This window comes from Flavobacterium bizetiae, assembly GCF_902804475.1.
In the GTDB taxonomy this organism is placed as follows: Bacteria; Bacteroidota; Bacteroidia; order Flavobacteriales; family Flavobacteriaceae; genus Flavobacterium; species Flavobacterium bizetiae.
This window is the reverse complement of sequence record NZ_CADCSU010000032.1, coordinates 1-19,218: the sequence shown is the minus strand read 5'-3', so window position 1 is coordinate 19,218 and position 19,218 is coordinate 1. Positions and strand designations below refer to the sequence as shown.

The window sequence follows — 19,218 nt, the reverse complement described above, 5'->3', positions numbered from 1 at the left end:
TAATATTATTTAGAATTGATATAAATTGATATTTAAGAGTATTTTAAGGTTTTGAGAATAGTTCATAAGTCGTATTTTTGTGCAAGTTTTAAAAGAAGGTATTAGTTTTTCGTTGATTTATTACAGAAAAAATCATACCAAAAATTAGTAGATAATTATTATACTATATGAAAAAGGTGGGTAACCATAATTCGATCTCAAGAAAATTACTACTTAGCTTATCGCTAACGTTAATTTTCTCCCTAACTTCATTTGCTCAAGAAGCTGCTGCTCCGGCGGCGCCTGAAGCTGCTGCTCCGGCTGCTGCTGCAGGTGGTGATCCAGTAAAAGGGAAAGAACTTTTTAATGCAAATTGCGCTGCATGTCACAAATTAGATGCTAAGTCAACAGGTCCGGCCCTAAGAGGGGTTGCTGCCAAACATGAGATGGCATGGATTTACAAGTGGGTGCATAACAGCTCCGAAATGATTAAATCAGGAGATCCTGTTGCAGTTAAATTATTTGAAGAGCACAACAAGTCAGTAATGACTTCTTTTCCTCAATTATCAACAGGTGATATTGATAACATTATTGCTTATACTTCTGAAGTAAAAGCTGAGCCTGCTGCCGGTGCTCCTGGTGCAGCTACTCCTCCTGGAACTAACGTTGAAGGTGGTGGAATTTCAAATAACATTATTTTAGGAGCTCTTGCTCTTGTAATGGCTATCTTGGTAGTTATGTTGTTCATGGTGAACAAAGTGTTAACGAAAGTAGCAAGTAATAATGGTATTGAAGTTGCTCCTAGAGAAGCTAGAACTCCAATCTGGAAAGCTTTTGCTAAAAACCAATTCCTGGTTTTGGTTACTTCTATATTCTTGCTTTTGGCAAGTGGTTATTTTGTGTATGCATACTTAATGCAAGTAGGTGTTGATCAAAATTATGAGCCAATTCAGCCAATTCACTATTCTCATAAAATTCACGCTGGTGATAACGAAATCAATTGTAAATATTGTCACTCTGCTGCTCGTGTGAGTAAAACAGCTGGTATTCCATCTTTGAATGTTTGTATGAACTGTCATAAAAATATTTCTGAAGTTGCTGAAACTACTGCTACTCCTGAGTACAGCAAAGCATTTTACGATGCTCAAATCCAAAAATTATACGATGCTGTTGGCTGGGATAAAGCTAAACAGGAGTATACTGGAAAAACGCAGCCGGTAAAATGGGTTCGTATTCATAATCTTCCTGATTTTGTTTACTTCAACCACTCTCAACACGTTAATGTTGCGGGAGTTGAATGTCAAACTTGTCACGGTCCAGTGCAGGAATTTGAGATCATGAAGCAATATTCTAAATTAACAATGGGATGGTGTATTGATTGCCATAGAAAAACTGATGTTAAGATGGAAGGTAATGCTTACTATGATAAAATTCATGCTGAACTTTCTAAAAAATACGGTGTAGAAAAATTGACTGCAGCGCAAATGGGAGGTTTAGAATGCGGTAAATGCCACTATTAATCGAATTATTAAGATTTTAATATTTATATACAATGTCATCAAACAAAAAATACTGGAAAAGTGTTGAAGAACTAGAGAATAGTTCTATTGTTGAGGCGCTTAGAAATAACGAATTTGTTGAAGAAATTCCTACTGAAGAATTCTTAGGAAATGCAGATGCTTTAGCTTCATCTGGAACTTCACGTCGTGACTTTTTAAAGTACGTAGGATTTAGTACTGCAGCGGTTACGCTTGCTGCCTGCGAAGGTCCTGTTCACAAGTCTATACCATATGTTTTACAACCAGAACAAATCATTCCTGGTGTTGCAGATTATTATGCAACTACTGTTTTTGATGGTTTTGATTTTGCTAACTTATTAGTAAAAACTCGTGAGGGTCGTCCAATTAAAATTGATAACAATACTATTTCTGGATCTAAGTTTTCAGCTAATGCTAGAATTCATGCATCTATCTTATCATTATATGATAGCATGCGTTTGAAAGAGCCTAAGGTGGACGGAAAAAATGGTAGCTGGTCTGCTGTTGATTTGAGAATAAAATCAAGTCTTGCTGAAGCAAAAGCAAAAGGCGGACAAGTGGTATTGTTGACAAATACTTTGGCGAGTCCATCTACTGAAAAATTAATAGCTGAATTCATTGCTAAAAATCCTAATGCAAAACATGTTGTTTATGATGCAGTTTCTTCATCAGAAGCACTAGATGCATTCGAAACAGTTTACGGAGAAAGAGCGCTTGTTGATTATGATTTTTCAAAAGCTTCTTTAATTGTTTCTGTTGGAGCTGATTTCTTAGGAGACTGGCAAGGTGGTGGATATGATTCAGGATATGCTCAGGGAAGAATTCCTGCAGGGCCTACCGGATCTAAGAAAATGTCTCGTCACTTTCAGTTAGAATCAAACATGACATTGTCTGGAGCTGCTGCTGATAAGCGTATTCCTATGAGTAGTGTTGATCAAAAACAAGCTTTAGTTCAAATTTATAATATAATTACAGGATCTTCTGTAGCTAATTCTTTAGATGCTAAGTTTAAACCAGAAGTAGTTAAAGCTGCTCAACAGTTGAAACTTGCTGGTGCTAAAGGAGTATTAGTTTCAGGTCTTGAAGATAAAAATGCTCAATTATTAGTTTTAGCGATCAATCAGGTATTGGCGAGTGAAGCTTTTAATACTGCTGGTACAAGACAAATTAGAAAAGGATCTAATGCGGTTGTGTCTCAATTGGTAAAAGATATGAATGCTGGAAGTGTTCATACTTTAATCATGAGCGGAATTAATCCGGTTTATACTTTAGCTGATTCAGCTTCTTTTGTATCTGGATTGAAAAAAGTAAAAACGTCAGTTGCGTTTTCTTTAAAAGAAGATGAAACTGCATCTATAACTACAATTGCTGCTCCGGCTCCTCATTATTTAGAGGCTTGGGGAGATGTTGTAATTACAAAAGGAACTTATAGTCTGACTCAGCCAACTATTCGTCCTATCTTTAATACAAAACAATTTCAAGACGTTTTATTGTCATTAAACGGAACTCCTGGAAACTTCTATGATTATATTAAAGCTAATTCAGCTTCAATTATCGCAGGTTCTTCTTGGAACAAAGTTTTACATGATGGTGTTTTTGTTATTGGTTCATCTGCATTATCTGCAGGATCTGTTGATTATAGTGCTGCTGCAAATGCTGTTGCTAAATCTAAATCTAGTGGAGAGTTTGAATTAGTATTATATACTAAAACAGGTATGGGTGACGGTCAACAAGCAAACAATCCTTGGTTGCAAGAGTTTCCTGATCCAATCACAAGAGTTTCTTGGGATAACTATGTTACAGTTTCGAATGCTGATGCTAAAAAATATAACTTATCAAATGAAATTGTTGCAAACGGAGGTTTAAACGGAAGTTATGCTACAATTACTACTGCTGATGGTTTAAAATTGGAAAACGTTCCGGTAATTGTTCAGCCAGGACAAGCTGTTGGTACAGTTGGTTTGGCATTAGGTTACGGTCGTAAGGCTGCTTTAAAAGAAGAAATGGTAGTAGGTTTAAACGCTTACTCATTATATAAAAACTTCAATAGTGTTCAATCTGTTACTATTGCGAAAGCAAATGGTGTTCACGAGTTTGCTTGTGTTCAGGGACAGAAAACATTAATGGGTAGAGGAGATATCATTAAAGAAACTACTCTTAAAATTTTTAATACTGAAGATGCTGAACATTGGAACGAACAACCAATGGTATCTTTAGATCACGAAGAAGTAAAAGCTACAACTGTCGATTTATGGGAATCATTTGATCGTACTACAGGACATCACTTTAACCTTTCTATTGACTTAAACGCTTGTACAGGTTGTGGAGCATGTGTTATTGCTTGTCACGCTGAAAACAACGTTCCTGTTGTAGGTAAAGCAGAGGTAAGAAGAAGTCGTGATATGCACTGGTTGCGTATTGACAGATATTACTCTTCTGAAAGTACTTTTGAAGGAGATAACGAAAGAAAAGATAATATAGCTGGTTTATCTAGTTCATTGTCTACATTTAACGAAATGGAAAAACCTGGAGATAATCCACAAGTTTCTTTCCAACCAGTAATGTGTCAACACTGTAATCACGCACCATGTGAGACAGTTTGTCCTGTTGCTGCTACATCTCACGGTCGTGAAGGTCAAAACCACATGGCATACAACAGATGTGTTGGTACTCGTTATTGTGCAAACAACTGTCCGTATAAAGTACGTCGTTTTAACTGGTTCTTGTACAACAAAAACAGTGAATTCGATTACCACATGAATGATGATTTAGGTCGTATGGTATTAAATCCAGACGTAAACGTTCGTTCTCGTGGAGTTATGGAAAAATGTTCTATGTGTATTCAAATGACACAGGCGACTAAATTGAAAGCAAAAAATGAAGGTCGTCCGGTTGCTGATGGAGAATTCCAAACAGCTTGTTCAAATGCTTGTTCTTCTGGAGCAATGATATTTGGTGATGTTAATGATGCTGAAAGTAAAGTTGCTAAATTAGCGGCTGATGATAGATCATACCACTTATTAGAGCATGTTGGAACAAAACCTAATGTGGTTTACCATGTTAAAGTTAGAAATACTTAGAATAAATTATTAATTAAGAAACATATAAAGGATTATGTCGTCTCACTACGAAGCACCCATTAGAAAACCTTTAGTTATAGGTGATAAATCTTATCACGATGTAACTGTAGATGTAGCTGCCCCTGTTGAAGGGCCAGCAAACAAACATTGGTGGATTGTATTTTCAATCGCATTAATAGCCTTCCTTTGGGGGTTAGGTTGTATTATTTACACCGTATCTACCGGTATTGGAACATGGGGATTAAATAAAACAGTTGGTTGGGCCTGGGATATCACGAACTTCGTTTGGTGGGTTGGTATTGGTCACGCCGGAACATTAATTTCTGCGGTATTATTACTTTTCCGTCAACGTTGGAGAATGGCGATTAACCGTTCTGCAGAAGCTATGACTATCTTCTCGGTAGTTCAGGCAGGTTTATTCCCAATTATTCACATGGGTCGTCCATGGTTAGCATACTGGGTTTTACCTATTCCAAATCAATTTGGATCATTATGGGTTAACTTTAACTCACCGCTACTTTGGGATGTATTTGCAATTTCTACGTATCTTTCAGTATCATTAGTTTTCTGGTGGACTGGTTTATTACCTGACTTTGCAATGCTACGTGATAGAGCAATAACACCTTTTAATAAAAGAGTATATTCTATCCTAAGTTTTGGATGGAGTGGTAGAGCAAAAGACTGGCAACGTTTTGAAGAAGTATCTTTAGTATTAGCTGGTTTAGCTACTCCTCTTGTACTTTCTGTACACACGATTGTATCTATGGACTTTGCTACTTCTGTAATTCCAGGATGGCATACAACAATCTTCCCTCCGTACTTCGTTGCCGGAGCGGTATTCTCAGGATTTGCAATGGTAAATACCTTGTTGATCGTTATGAGAAAAGTTTCTAATCTTGAAGCGTATATTACATTACAACATATCGAGTTAATGAACATTGTAATCATGATTACAGGTTCTATCGTAGGGGTAGCGTATATCACTGAGTTATTCGTAGCTTGGTATTCAGGTGTAGAATATGAGCAATATGCGTTCTTGAACAGAGCTACCGGACCTTACTGGTGGGCATATTGGTCGATGATGACTTGTAACGTTTTCTCTCCACAATTTATGTGGTTCAAGAAATTAAGAACAAGTATCATGTTTTCATTTATTATTTCGATCGTTGTAAACATCGGAATGTGGTTTGAAAGATTCGTAATTATTGTTACTTCTTTACATAGAGATTACCTTCCATCTTCTTGGACAATGTTTTCACCAACATTTGTTGATATTGGAATTTTCATCGGAACGATAGGTTTCTTCTTCGTATTGTTTTTATTATACTCTAGAACATTCCCTGTAATTGCTCAGGCAGAGGTAAAAACAATTTTGAAAGGAACAGGAGATAATTACATTAGAGAAAGAGCAAATAAAGATTCACATCATGAGTAATAAAGTAATATACGCCATTTATAATGACGATGATATTTTGATGGATGCAGTAAAGAAAACCAGAGCTGCTCATCATCATATTGAAGAGGTTTTTACTCCATTCCCAGTTCACGGATTGGATAAAGCTATGGGTTTAGCACCAACAAGATTAGCAATTTGTGCATTTTTATATGGATGTGTTGGTATTTCTGTTGCTACAACCATGATGAGTTATATCATGATTCATGATTGGCCACAAGATATTGGTGGAAAACCAAGTTTTAGTTTCATTCAGAATATGCCATCATTTGTGCCAATTATGTTTGAGATGACAGTATTTTTTGCTGCCCACTTAATGGTTATTACTTTTTATATGAGAAGTAGATTATGGCCATTCAAAGAAGCTGAAAATCCTGATGTAAGAACAACAGATGACCATTTTTTAATGGAAGTTGCCGTAAATGATAACGAAGCAGAACTAGTTTCTTTCTTTGAAGGTACAGGTGCTGTTGAAGTTAAAGTAATTGAAAAGAATTAATTGTAGCTATGAAAAGGATATATAAAATAACACTTTTAGTTGGTATAACTATTTTAGTTTCATCATGCCACAATACTTCGGCACCAAACTATCAGTATTTCCCTAATATGTATGAGTCTTTGGCATATGAGCCATATTCAGAGGCAAAAATATTTAAAGGTGGAAAAGAAGGACAACTTCCTGCAGAAGGAAGTATTAATAGAGGTTTTGAGCCTTATGAATATGAAAATTCAACTGCTGGTTATGAATTGGCTAAAGCTAATTTAAAATCGCCTTTGGATTCTATCGAAAGAAATTCCGGTAAAGGAAAAGAACTTTTCGAAATTTACTGTATCAGTTGTCATGGTGCAACTGGAAACGGTAAAGGTAAATTGGTTGAAAGAGAAAAATTTCTTGGAGTACCTAGCTATAAAGACAGAGAAATCACTGAAGGAAGTATCTTTCACGTTGAAACTTATGGTTTAAATGCAATGGGTTCACATGCAAATCAATTAAGTGCCCACGAACGTTGGTTAGTTGCTGACTATGTTCTAAAACTAAAAAGCCAATTATAATTGTTGAACAAACTGATCGTAATAGATATGTATACATTTTCAAGTAAATTAAAAACTTTTTCTATCATCCTAATGGTACTTGGTGTATTAGGAATTGGATATGGTTTTTTAACTGCTCCTAAAGATATTCAAGAAGTTGAAAAAATTCTAGCTGCAGATGCACATGGTTCTCATGGTGCTGCGCATGAAGCAACAGCAGAAACTTCTCATCAAGAAGCTGGACACCACGAAGCTGCTGAAGCTTCGCATGAATCGCACAAAGGTGGCGAGCATGAAACAGTAAATGCTGCTGATGAACACAAAGAACATTTAACGCATGTATTGCACCAATTGCAAAATAAGCCTTGGTCAGCTTTATATGTTGCTTGTATTTTCTTCTTACTACTTTCTATGGGAACTTTAGCATTTTATGCTATTCAACAAGTTGCTCAGGCAGGTTGGTCTCCGGTTTTGTTTAGAGTTATGCAAGGAATCACAGCTTATTTACCGATAGGTTCAATTATTTTCTTTATTATCTTAATTCTTTGCGGATTACACTTTAATCACATATTTGTATGGTTAGGTGAAGGGGTTACTGATCCTAATAGTCCAAACTATGATAAAATTATTGCTGGAAAATCAGGATATTTAAACTTTACTTTCTGGATTATTAGAGCAGCTATCTTTTTAGTAGGATGGAACTTATACCGTTACCAATCTAGAAAAAATTGTTTAGCTCAGGATGACGCAAAAGATGATCTATACTACAAAAAGAATTTCAAATTAACTGCTGGTTTCTTAGTATTCTTTATCGTATCTGAGTCTATTATGTCTTGGGATTGGATTATGTCAATCGATCCACACTGGTTCAGTACTTTATTTGGATGGTATGTTTTCGCATCTTTCTTCGTAAGTGGTATTACTGCAATTGCATTAGTAACTGTTTACTTAAAATCTAAAGGATATTTAGAGTATGTAAATACAAGTCACATTCACGATTTAGCTAAATTTATGTTTGGTATTAGTGTTTTCTGGACTTATTTATGGTTCTCTCAATTCATGTTAATCTGGTATGCTAATATTCCTGAAGAGGTAACATACTTCGTAACAAGAATTCAATTATACAACTTGCCATTCTTTGGTGCTGTAGTTATGAACTTCGTGTTCCCATTATTAATATTAATCAACACAGACTTTAAACGTCTTAGCTGGGTAATTGTAATGGCTGGTGTTGTTATCTTACTAGGTCACTACGTAGATTTCTTTAATATGATTATGCCAGGTACAGTTGGAGATAAATGGTTTATTGGAGTTTCTGAAATTGCATCTATACTTTTCTTCTTAGGTTTGTTTATTTTTGTAGTGTTCACTGCATTAACTAAAGCTCCTTTGTTAGCAAAAAGAAATCCTTTCATTGAAGAAAGTAAACATTTTCATTATTAATATTTAAAGAAGTAAACAGATGACAAGTTTGTTGGTAATTATAGTTTTAGTTTTATTAGCAGTTGCATTATGGCAATTGACCAAGATATTTGATCTTACTCAAGTGGGATCTTCTTCGGACGATTCTCAAGTTGCATCAGATAATGATAATAATGTTCAGGGATATGTTATGTTTGGCTTTTTAGCTTTCATATATATATTTACGATCTACGGTTTACTTAAATGGGGTAATTTAGCACTTCATACTCCTGCTTCAGAGCACGGACTTTTGGTAGACAACTTAATGAATATTACTTGGGTTTTAATTTTTGTAGTTCAATTTATTACACAAGGTTTATTGTACTGGTTTTCTTTTAAAAACAGAGGACACAAAGATAAAAAAGCATTGTTCTTTGCTGATAGTAATAAATTAGAGGCAATTTGGAGTATTATCCCGTCTGTAGTTTTAGCTTGTTTAATTCTTTACGGATTGTATGCTTGGAACAACATTATGTTTGTTGATAAAGATGAAGACGTAATTGAAATCGAATTATACGCACAACAGTTCAAATGGACTGCGAGATATGCTGGTAATGATAATGTTTTAGGAAAAGCTAACGTTCGTTTGATTGAAGGTATTAATACTTTAGGTGTTGATATGTCTGATAAAAACTCAGCTGATGATATTGTAGTTTCTGAATTGCATATTCCAAAAGGTAAAAAAGTACATTTCAAAATGCGTTCTCAAGACGTATTACACTCAGCTTACATGCCTCACTTTAGAGCGCAAATGAACTGTGTTCCTGGAATGGTTACTGAATTTGCTTTTATTCCTACTTATACAACTGCAGAATACAGAGAGTTACCATTTATGGTAGAGAAAGTAGCAAATATCAACAAACTTAGAGCTGAAAAAAGCGTTGAGTTAGTTGCAAAAGGAGGTACAGCTTTAGATCCTTATACATTTGATTATTTATTATTATGTAATAAAATTTGTGGAGCTTCTCACTACAACATGCAAATGAAAGTGGTTGTTGATACTCCGGAAGATTATAAAAAATGGTTAAGCGAAAAAACTACTTTAGCTCAGGATATTAAAGCGGCAGCAGCTGCTAAAGCACCAGCTGAAGGAGCAAAAGCTACTACAGATAGTACAGCTAAAGATACTGTAAAAGCGGTAATTGATACTGTTAAAGCAGCTATAGCTAAAGTTGCTATGAAATAATATTTATTAAGAAAATTTAAAGTACACATATATGTCAGCAGAAGCGCACGGTCACGATCACGGACACGATCACGAGCACGAACATCATCATAAAGAAACGTTCATTACTAAATACATCTTTAGTATTGATCATAAAATGATTGCTAAGCAATACTTAATTACCGGTATTATTATGGGTATAATTGGTATTGCAATGTCCTTGCTTTTTAGAATGCAATTAGCATGGCCAGAAGAGTCTTTTAAAATCTTTAATGTTTTATTAGGAGATAAATTTGCACCTGACGGTGTAATGGCAAATGATATTTATTTGGCTTTAGTAACAATTCACGGTACCATTATGGTATTCTTTGTACTAACGGCTGGTTTAAGTGGTACTTTTAGTAACTTACTTATTCCACTTCAAATTGGAGCAAGAGATATGGCTTCTGGATTCATGAATATGATTTCATACTGGTTGTTCTTCTTATCTGCTGTAATCATGTTATCTTCTTTATTTGTTGAAGCTGGACCAGCTTCTGCAGGTTGGACAATTTACCCTCCGTTAAGTGCTTTACCACAAGCGATCCCTGGATCTGGAACTGGTATGACTTTATGGTTAGTTTCGATGGCTATCTTTATTGCATCTTCATTAATGGGATCATTAAACTACATTGTAACTGTTATCAACTTAAGAACAAAAGGAATGTCTATGACTAGACTTCCGCTTACAATCTGGACATTTTTCGTAACAGCTATCATTGGTGTTATTTCGTTCCCGGTATTATTATCAGCTGCTTTATTATTGATTTTTGATAGAAGTTTTGGTACTTCATTCTTCTTATCTGATATCTATATTGCAGGAGAGGTTTTACATTATCAAGGAGGTTCTCCAGTATTGTTCGAACACTTATTCTGGTTCTTAGGACACCCTGAGGTATATATCGTAATCTTACCAGCAATGGGTCTTGTTTCTGAAATTATGGCTACGAACTCTCGTAAACCAATTTTTGGATACAGAGCGATGATCATGTCAGTTCTTGCAATTGCATTTTTATCTACAATTGTTTGGGGTCACCACATGTTTATTTCAGGTATGAATCCTTTCTTAGGATCTGTATTTACCTTTACTACTTTATTGATTGCAATTCCGTCTGCTGTAAAAGCGTTCAACTGGATTACAACTTTATGGAAAGGTAACCTGCAATTTAATCCTGCAATGTTATTCTCTATCGGAATGGTTTCTACTTTCATCACTGGAGGTTTAACAGGAATCATTTTAGGAGATAGTACTTTAGATATTAACGTTCACGATACATACTTCGTAATTGCTCACTTTCACTTAGTAATGGGTATCTCTGCACTTTACGGAATGTTTGCTGGTATTTACCACTGGTTTCCTAAAATGTACGGAAGAATGTTAAACAAAAACTTAGGTTATATTCACTTTTGGGTAACAGCAGTTTGTGCTTACGGAGTTTTCTTCCCAATGCACTTTATCGGATTAGCTGGTTTACCAAGACGTTATTATACAAACACAAACTTCCCATTATTTGATGATTTGCAAAATGTGAATGTTTTAATTACAACATTTGCTCTTGTAGGAGGTGCGTTCCAATTAGTATTCTTGTACAACTTCTTTAGTAGTATTTTCTACGGTAAGAAAGCAGTACAAAATCCATGGAAATCGACAACATTAGAGTGGACAACTCCAGTAGAGCATATTCACGGTAACTGGCCAGGAGAAATTCCTCACGTATACCGTTGGCCATATGACTACAGTAACCCAAATCACGATGTAGATTTTGTTCCTCAAAATGTACCAATGAAAGAAGGTGAAGAAGTTTTACACCACTAAAAATATTTAAAAAAGACCATCTGAAAAGATGGTCTTTTTTGTTTTTATAGATTCCAAATCCCAGTTAAGTTTAATCTCATATTGCAATTTGTAATTTTAAAAAATTGAAATTGGGTTTCGTTTTATTTAAAATTTATCTATTTTACAAACTAATTACTTTGTCTATCTTTGTAAAATGAATGAAAACCTAGATCCCACAACAAATGGGTACAATCCAGAAGAATTAGATCTTGAAAAAAGATTGCGTCCGCTGTCATTTGATGATTTTGCCGGACAAGATCAAGTTTTAGAGAATTTAAAAGTTTTTGTTGCTGCAGCCAATCAACGTGGCGAAGCACTTGATCATACACTTTTTCACGGACCTCCCGGATTAGGTAAAACTACTTTGGCTAATATTTTGGCCAATGAACTTGAAGTGGGTATCAAAATTACTTCAGGACCTGTTTTAGACAAACCTGGAGATTTAGCGGGTCTTTTGACTAATCTCGATGAAAGAGATGTTTTATTCATTGATGAAATTCATCGTTTAAGCCCAATTGTCGAAGAGTATCTTTACTCGGCAATGGAGGATTTTAAAATTGATATTATGATCGAGTCTGGGCCAAATGCCAGAACGGTACAAATTAATTTAAATCCTTTTACTTTAATTGGGGCAACAACCCGTTCAGGATTATTGACGGCGCCAATGCGTGCCCGTTTCGGAATTTCATCGCGATTACAATATTATACTACCGAACTTTTAACGACTATTGTTGAAAGAAGTTCGTCAATTCTTAAAATGCCAATTTCATTAGATGCTGCTATCGAAATAGCTGGTAGAAGCCGTGGAACTCCTCGTATAGCCAATGCATTATTACGTAGAGTGCGAGATTTTGCACAAATAAAAGGTAACGGAACCATCGATCTTGAAATTGCACGTTATGCCTTAAGAGCCCTTAATGTTGATGCGCATGGATTGGATGAAATGGATAATAAAATCTTGTTAACCATCATCAATAAATTTAAAGGCGGACCTGTTGGACTTTCAACTTTGGCAACTGCAGTTTCTGAAAGCAGTGAAACGATCGAAGAAGTTTATGAACCATTTTTAATTCAGGAAGGTTTTATTATGCGTACGCCACGCGGACGTGAGGTAACGGATAAAGCATACAAGCACTTAGGAAAATTAAATACGAATATTCAGGGCGGATTGTTTTAATTGTAATCAAAATGTCTGAAAATAGAAAATATAATTACCCGAACAGGCTTTCAATAGTGAGATTCTTTCTGGATGCAGAAGGAGTGCGTAGAAATCCGATTCCTTTTCATAAAAGATATTTTGAACAATTTGGAGACTCTTTTTCTCTTAAAATTGGAGTTTCTAAACATATAATCTTATCAAGAGATAATGAAATTGCTCAATATATTTTACAAAAGAATCAAAAGAATTATCATAAATCTAAATTTCAATCTGTATACCTTTCTAAATATTTAGGAAAAGGACTTTTAACTGTTGATGGTGATTTTTGGTTAAAACAAAGAAGATTAATTCAACCTGCGTTTCATAAGCAAAAGATGAATCAGTTGGTTGAAAACATGAATTTGACTATTACTTCAGAATTGAATAATTTAGTAGAGGGAGAATCTATTGATGTTTTTCCTGTAATGAGCCAGCTAGCGTTTAATGTCGTGGCGAAGTCATTGTTTCAACTTTCAATCTCTGACGAAAAACTAAACCGAATTAAATTTATTATTGAAGAAGTTCAGAATTTTTTAATCAAAGAAATTAGACTTCCACATAAAGCATGGTGGTTTTCTTTAAGCGGACAAGTAAAGAAACATCTGGAACTTGCTGAAGAAAACAATAGCATTATTCATGAAATTATTGAAGAAAGAATGACTTCGAAAGAAGAAATTAATGACTTGCTCAATATGCTTTTGGAAACCCGATATGAAGATACGGAAGAAGGTATGTCGGTTAAGCAATTAGTAGATGAAATTAAAGTGCTCTTTATCGCAGGACATGAAACTACGGCAAATGCTTTGACTTTTACTTTACATCTTTTAGGAAGAAATCCCGATGTACAACAAAAAGTTTTAGATGAGATTTTAGAGATAGAATCTCAAACTGAGAATATTGTGGAACAGCTTCAAAAAATGACTTATACTAATGCAGTATTAAATGAATCTATGCGTTTGTATCCGCCAGCATGGATTACAGACAGACAAAATGTTACAGATGATACTCTTGCTGGTTTTCATATAAAAAAGGAAACTCTTATTGGGGTTTCTTTCTACGAATTACATCGAAATCCTAAATATTGGGAAAATCCGGATGAATTTATTCCTGAACGATTTCTTGGCGAGCAGAAAAAAATGTCTATGCAATATTTTTACCCGTTTGGTGCGGGACCAAGAATGTGCATAGGAGCTGGATTTGCTATTTATGAAATGTGTTTGACCATTGCTCAAATTGTAAAAAAATATGAGATTAAATCCAGCACTGATACAGTTCAGTTTAATCCTTTAATTACATTAAAACCGCTTGGTGTAGAAGTTTCATTTTCGAAAAGATGAGCATTAATGCAAAAGAAATATATTCAGAATTTATAAAATCAGAAGCAAAACGCCTCGGTTTTCTTTCTTGCGGAATATCTAAAGCTGGATTTCTGGAAGAGGAGGCACCACGTCTTGAAAAATGGCTCAATAACAACCATCATGGCCAAATGGCGTATATGGAGAATTATTTTGACAAACGTTTAGATCCTACCTTGTTAGTAGATGATGCCAAAAGTGTGGTGTCACTTTTATTAAATTATTATCCGGAAGAAACCCAAACTCAAGACAGCTTTAAAATTTCTAAATATGCCTATGGTCAGGATTATCATTTTGTAATCAAAGAAAAACTAAAAGAATTTCTACACTCGATTCAGGAAAATATAGGCGATGTTTCCGGTCGTGCTTTTGTGGATTCGGCACCTGTTTTAGATCGTGCATGGGCGGCAAAAAGTGGTTTAGGATGGATTGGTAAAAGTGGAAATCTGTTGACTCAAAAAGTAGGTTCTTTTTATTTTATTGCAGAGCTTATTCTCGATCTAGACCTGGAATATGATCATGCGACTACAGACCATTGTGGTTCTTGTACAGCCTGTATTGATGCTTGTCCTACTCAGGCAATTGTTGCGCCTCATGTTGTTGACGGAAGCAAATGTATCTCCTATTATACGATTGAACTCAAAGAAAATATTCCTTATGAAATGAAAGGAAAATTTGATGAATGGATGTTTGGTTGTGATACTTGCCAGGATGTTTGCCCCTGGAATCGGTTCTCGAAACCTCATTCAGAGCCCTTATTTAATCCAAATCCGGAACTACTTTCTTTTTCCAAAAAAGACTGGATTGAGATCACGGAAGAGACTTTTCGTGCTGTTTTTAAAAATTCCCCAATTAAAAGAACCAAGTTTGAAGGTTTAAAAAGAAATGTAAGATTTTTAGAGTGATTTAAAAGTGGAAGAATGCTTTTTTCTTTCTTTTAAACACTATTTTTTCATTTCTTTTTCTTTTTAATTTGTAAGATTTTTACGTTTTTATCTTGAATTTCTTTAAAAACCGATAATACGTCAAAAAATTAAGAAATTTCTCCTCTTTTATTATCGAATAGTTAAGTTTTCTGCGGTTCAAGGTTAATTTTTGTCGACTAAAAGTGTAATTCAACGTTTATCTGTGTAGTTTATCGACTAAAGTAGTTAGTAATTAGGTGTTTGCATATTTTCGCGGCTCCAAAACTACTAATTTAACCTAAAGACATTTTTTGTGTCTTGAACTACATACATTTATGGTGCAAAAACTACTTTATTTTTGTGAAAATCCGGAAACTCCTTTTTTAAGATTTTCAAAATCCATTTCTTTTATTTTATCGTATCTGCTTCAAATGCTGAAAACCAAATTTGGTTCTTCTGCTTTCAATATTTCTATTCTTAAATTCACAGTTGTCTATGCGTAACTTTACTCTTAGTCAGTCTAAACTTCTTAGGCTAATTTCTCTTGTTTTATTATTATTTGTTACCAGTCAAACGAGGGCTCAATTTCCATATTCACAATCATTTAAAAATTCAACGGCTCCAGGTGTTTCGTTTGGCGGTTCGCCATCAGCCTTTTTAACCGGAGGTTTTGGTCCAAAAGATGGTTATACTGATCTAGACGGTTCAGGATATTTAAGGCTTACAAACAGAGATGGTAGCCAAAAAGGAATTGTTTATTCAGATATATACTCGTTTCCATCTGCTTATGGTATGACTATTTCATTTGAATATTATACCCATAGCGGAAATGGTGCCGATGGTATTGCCTTTATTTTATTTGATGCAACAGCTACGGCAACCGCTGGAGCTTTTGGAGGTTCATTGGGTTATGCCCAAAGAAATCAGGAAACTGGTTTTTCTAAAGGTTATTTAGGTATTGGAATTGACGAATATGGAAATTTTTCAGCTAATAATGAAGGAAAAAGTGGTGGCGCATCAGGTGGTGTTTTGCCTAGTAATATTACTTTAAGAGGAGCAGGATCTGACTTGAAGGGTTATGATCATCTGATTTCGGTACAAACGACTGCTTTAGCGAGTTCTTTTAATGTTGCAGGTGGTAACAGGAATGCAACAAATAGTTCGATAGCAGGTTTTAGAAAGATGGAGGTTGTTCTAAAACCTCGTACAGGTGGTGGTTTTTTTATTGATGTTTATTTAACCCATGGAAGTGCAAGGGATTTAATAATTAATAATTATGAATATAAAACTACAGCTCCGCCTAATTTAAAATTTGCCATTTCTTCTTCAACTGGTGGATCAAACAATTTTCATGAAATTCGTAATTTAAATATAACGGTTGACCCGGCTACATTGCTTACTCCAATTGCAAATGCAGATTCTTTTGAAGGATGTATTGGTTTAGCAGCAACTTCTGGAGATATAACAGCGAACGATAATGGAGCAGTTAATACAATGGGTACTATTAATAAATCTTCTGTAGATTTAGATCCTGCTACTTCTGGAATTCAAACAACTAAAACAGTCTCAGGTCAGGGAGTATTTACTTATGATTCTACAACTGGAAAAGTTACATTTACTCCAATAGATAACACGATTGTTGGGCCAGTTACAATAAACTATACTTTTGATGATTCCTATGGTAAAACTTCTAATAGTTCTACAATAACTTATAAAGCTTATGCGCCAATAACAAATAATTCAATTAGCCCTGGTACATCAAGTTTTTGTGATAATATTGCACGTTCTATTGTAATTACAGGTGCTGCCGCAACAGATGGCAAAGGTTCGAATATCACATATAGATGGGAAAGCAGTAGCAATAATATAACTTTTGGTACAATTTCAGGCGCTACAAATCAAAATTACACAACTCCGTCAATTAATACGACTATGTATTATCGAAGAATAGCGTCTATTTCAACTTGTAGTAATGTAAGTAACGTAGCGTCAGTGGTTTACGGAGGAGCAAGTGCACCAACAGCTACAGCTGCAACGGCAATTACTTGTAATAGTTTTACAGCAAATTGGAACACGGTTCCAAATGCAACATCTTATGGATTAGAAGTTTCTACAAATTCTGATTTTTCTAATCATTTACCTGGTTATAATGGCAGTAGTTTAACGACTTCTAATTCTTATAATGTTTCAGGTTTGATTTCTGGTCAGACTTATTACCTAAAAGTTTGGTCTCACAATACTTGCGGAGCTGGACTAACATCTTCTAATGTAATTACAGTAGTTGTAGGTAATGGCTCAGTAGCGGGAACAGTATCAAGTGCGCAAACTATTTGTTCAGGAACGTCTCCACAAGATTTGACTTTAACAGGTTATACAGGAACGATTCAATGGCAGTCATCAATAAATAATAGTGCATTTAATAATATTAACGGTGCTACAGCTGCTGTTTTAACAAGTGCTCAAATGGGAGCACTTACTACGAATACTTATTATAGAGCAGTTGTAAAAAGCGGTTCATGTACGGAAGCAAATTCAACATCAGTTTTAATTACAATAAGCCCAGTTCCAAGTTTGGCATCAGTGTCGCAACCTGCAGCAGCATGTGCCGGCTCTCCTGCAAGAATGAAGTTGACGGGATTATTGCCTGGCAGTACATCTACTATTACATATTCTATAGATGGAGTTGCACAAACTCCTATTACGGGTATTGCGGCAGATGTATCAGGTGAAGGTTTTTTTGAAACTGCAGTTTTAACGGCAGCAAATAATGGTAAAACATTAAGAGTAATCAGTGTTACTACAACAAGTGCAACGCCAAACTGTACCAGTACAGTTAATAGAGATGTTACACTAAACGTAAACGCCTATTCAGTTGGAGGAACAGTGGCATCAGTACCTGCAATTTGCGCTGGAAGCTCTCCGGCAAATTTAGTATTGAGCAGTAATACAGGTTCTGTTTTAAGATGGCAAAAATCAACAGATGCTGGTTTTTCAACATTTACGGATATCAATATTACTTCAACAACATTAACAAGTGCTGCGGCAGGGAATTTAACAGCAAATACTTATTTTAGAGCTGTTGTTCAAAATGGAGTTTGTTCTGCTGTTTTTTCAGATGTGGTTCTAGTAACAGTAAATGCATTACCAATAGCTTATAATGTTACCGGTGCAGGTTCATATTGTTCAGGTGGATCAGGACGAGCAGTTGGTTTAAGTAATTCTCAAACAGGAGTAAATTATCAATTAAAATTAAATGGTACAGATACTGGTTCTCCTGTTGCAGGAAATGGTAATGCTATAACATTTGGAACAAAAACAGCTGCAGGTACATATACTGTTAAAGCAGTTAATGCAACGACATCTTGTTCATCTACAATGACAGGTAGTGCGGAAATTACTATAGATACATTTCCAGGAAATGCAAACAATACAACTTCTACAGCAGCAATCTGCTCTACTGATACCAAGACTTTATCAGCTACACCGGCAGGTGGAACATGGAGTGTTGTATTAGGAGGAGGAACTATCTCAGGAACAACTTATACACCTGCTGCAGTTACAGCAAATACTAATGTAACGATTAAATATACCGTTGCAGCCAATGGAAGCTGTGCTTCTACAAATTCAGATGTTACCTTTACGGTAAATCCATTTGCAGGAACAGCGAGCAATACGACTTCTACAGCATCAATTTGTAGTACAGATACCAAGACTTTATCGGCTACTCCGGCAGGAGGAACATGGAGTGTTGTATTAGGAGGAGGAACTATCTCAGGAACAACTTATACACCTGCTGCAGTTACAACAGATACTAATGTAACGATTAAATATACTGTTGCAGCTAATGGAAGCTGTGCTTCTACAAACTCAGATGTTAGCTTTACAGTAAATCCATTTGCAGGAACAGCGAGCAATACGACTTCTACAGCAGCAATTTGTAGTACAGATACCAAGACTTTATCGGCTACTCCGGCAGGAGGAACATGGAGTGTTGTATTAGGGGGAGGAACTATCTCAGGAACAACTTATACACCTGCTGCAGTTACAACAGATACTAATGTAACGATTAAATATACCGTTGCAGCTAATGGAAGCTGTGCTTCTACAAACTCAGATGTTAGCTTTACAGTAAATCCATTTGCAGGAACAGCGAGCAATACGACTTCTACAGCAGCA

Annotated in this window: 12 protein-coding genes; all 12 read left to right on the top strand. The window is 35.4% G+C overall.

Annotated elements, in window-relative coordinates; genetic code table 11:
• Window positions 1-167: 167 nt before the first annotated feature.
• Window positions 168-1,499: a c-type cytochrome gene (locus tag FLACOL7796_RS02040; RefSeq protein ID WP_173969178.1), complete on the top strand. Its 1,332-nt coding sequence runs from the start codon at window positions 168-170 to the stop codon at window positions 1,497-1,499.
• 32 nt (window positions 1,500-1,531) lie between these two features.
• The gene (locus FLACOL7796_RS02035; protein WP_173969177.1) at window positions 1,532-4,597 is read left to right on the top strand and encodes a TAT-variant-translocated molybdopterin oxidoreductase; all 3,066 of its coding nucleotides are present in this window, start codon (window positions 1,532-1,534) and stop codon (window positions 4,595-4,597) included.
• A gap of 34 nt (window positions 4,598-4,631) precedes the next feature.
• Window positions 4,632-6,032, top strand: coding sequence for an NrfD/PsrC family molybdoenzyme membrane anchor subunit (nrfD, locus tag FLACOL7796_RS02030; RefSeq protein ID WP_089048078.1), 1,401 nt, complete (start codon window positions 4,632-4,634; stop codon window positions 6,030-6,032).
• Window positions 6,025-6,549 (top strand): DUF3341 domain-containing protein, encoded by a 525-nt coding sequence (locus FLACOL7796_RS02025; RefSeq protein WP_127337706.1) that lies wholly within the window; start codon window positions 6,025-6,027, stop codon window positions 6,547-6,549. The genes nrfD and FLACOL7796_RS02025 overlap by 8 nt, the downstream gene beginning before the upstream one ends.
• An 8-nt stretch (window positions 6,550-6,557) precedes the next feature.
• A complete protein-coding gene (locus tag FLACOL7796_RS02020; RefSeq protein ID WP_065448004.1) occupies window positions 6,558-7,103 on the top strand; it encodes a c-type cytochrome in 546 nt (181 codons plus the stop codon).
• Window positions 7,104-7,130: 27 nt separating this feature from the next.
• Window positions 7,131-8,525, top strand: coding sequence for a cation-translocating P-type ATPase (locus FLACOL7796_RS02015; RefSeq protein ID WP_173969176.1), 1,395 nt, complete (start codon window positions 7,131-7,133; stop codon window positions 8,523-8,525).
• A gap of 19 nt (window positions 8,526-8,544) precedes the next feature.
• Window positions 8,545-9,729, top strand: a complete 1,185-nt coding sequence (locus tag FLACOL7796_RS02010; protein ID WP_173969175.1) for a cytochrome c oxidase subunit II — start codon at window positions 8,545-8,547, stop codon at window positions 9,727-9,729.
• Between the two features lie 31 nt (window positions 9,730-9,760).
• Complete coding sequence (locus tag FLACOL7796_RS02005; RefSeq protein WP_065448000.1) at window positions 9,761-11,563, top strand: cytochrome c oxidase subunit I; 1,803 nt, start codon at window positions 9,761-9,763, stop codon at window positions 11,561-11,563.
• A gap of 175 nt (window positions 11,564-11,738) precedes the next feature.
• Window positions 11,739-12,761 (top strand): Holliday junction branch migration DNA helicase RuvB, encoded by a 1,023-nt coding sequence (ruvB, locus tag FLACOL7796_RS02000; protein ID WP_041516368.1) that lies wholly within the window; start codon window positions 11,739-11,741, stop codon window positions 12,759-12,761.
• A gap of 11 nt (window positions 12,762-12,772) precedes the next feature.
• Complete coding sequence (locus FLACOL7796_RS01995; protein ID WP_173969174.1) at window positions 12,773-14,119, top strand: cytochrome P450; 1,347 nt, start codon at window positions 12,773-12,775, stop codon at window positions 14,117-14,119.
• A complete protein-coding gene (queG, locus tag FLACOL7796_RS01990) occupies window positions 14,116-15,042 on the top strand; it encodes a tRNA epoxyqueuosine(34) reductase QueG (protein ID WP_173969173.1) in 927 nt (308 codons plus the stop codon). The genes FLACOL7796_RS01995 and queG overlap by 4 nt, the downstream gene beginning before the upstream one ends.
• A gap of 495 nt (window positions 15,043-15,537) precedes the next feature.
• On the top strand, window positions 15,538-19,218 hold a 3,681-nt coding region (locus FLACOL7796_RS01985; protein WP_197913309.1), incomplete at its 3' end, for a fibronectin type III domain-containing protein.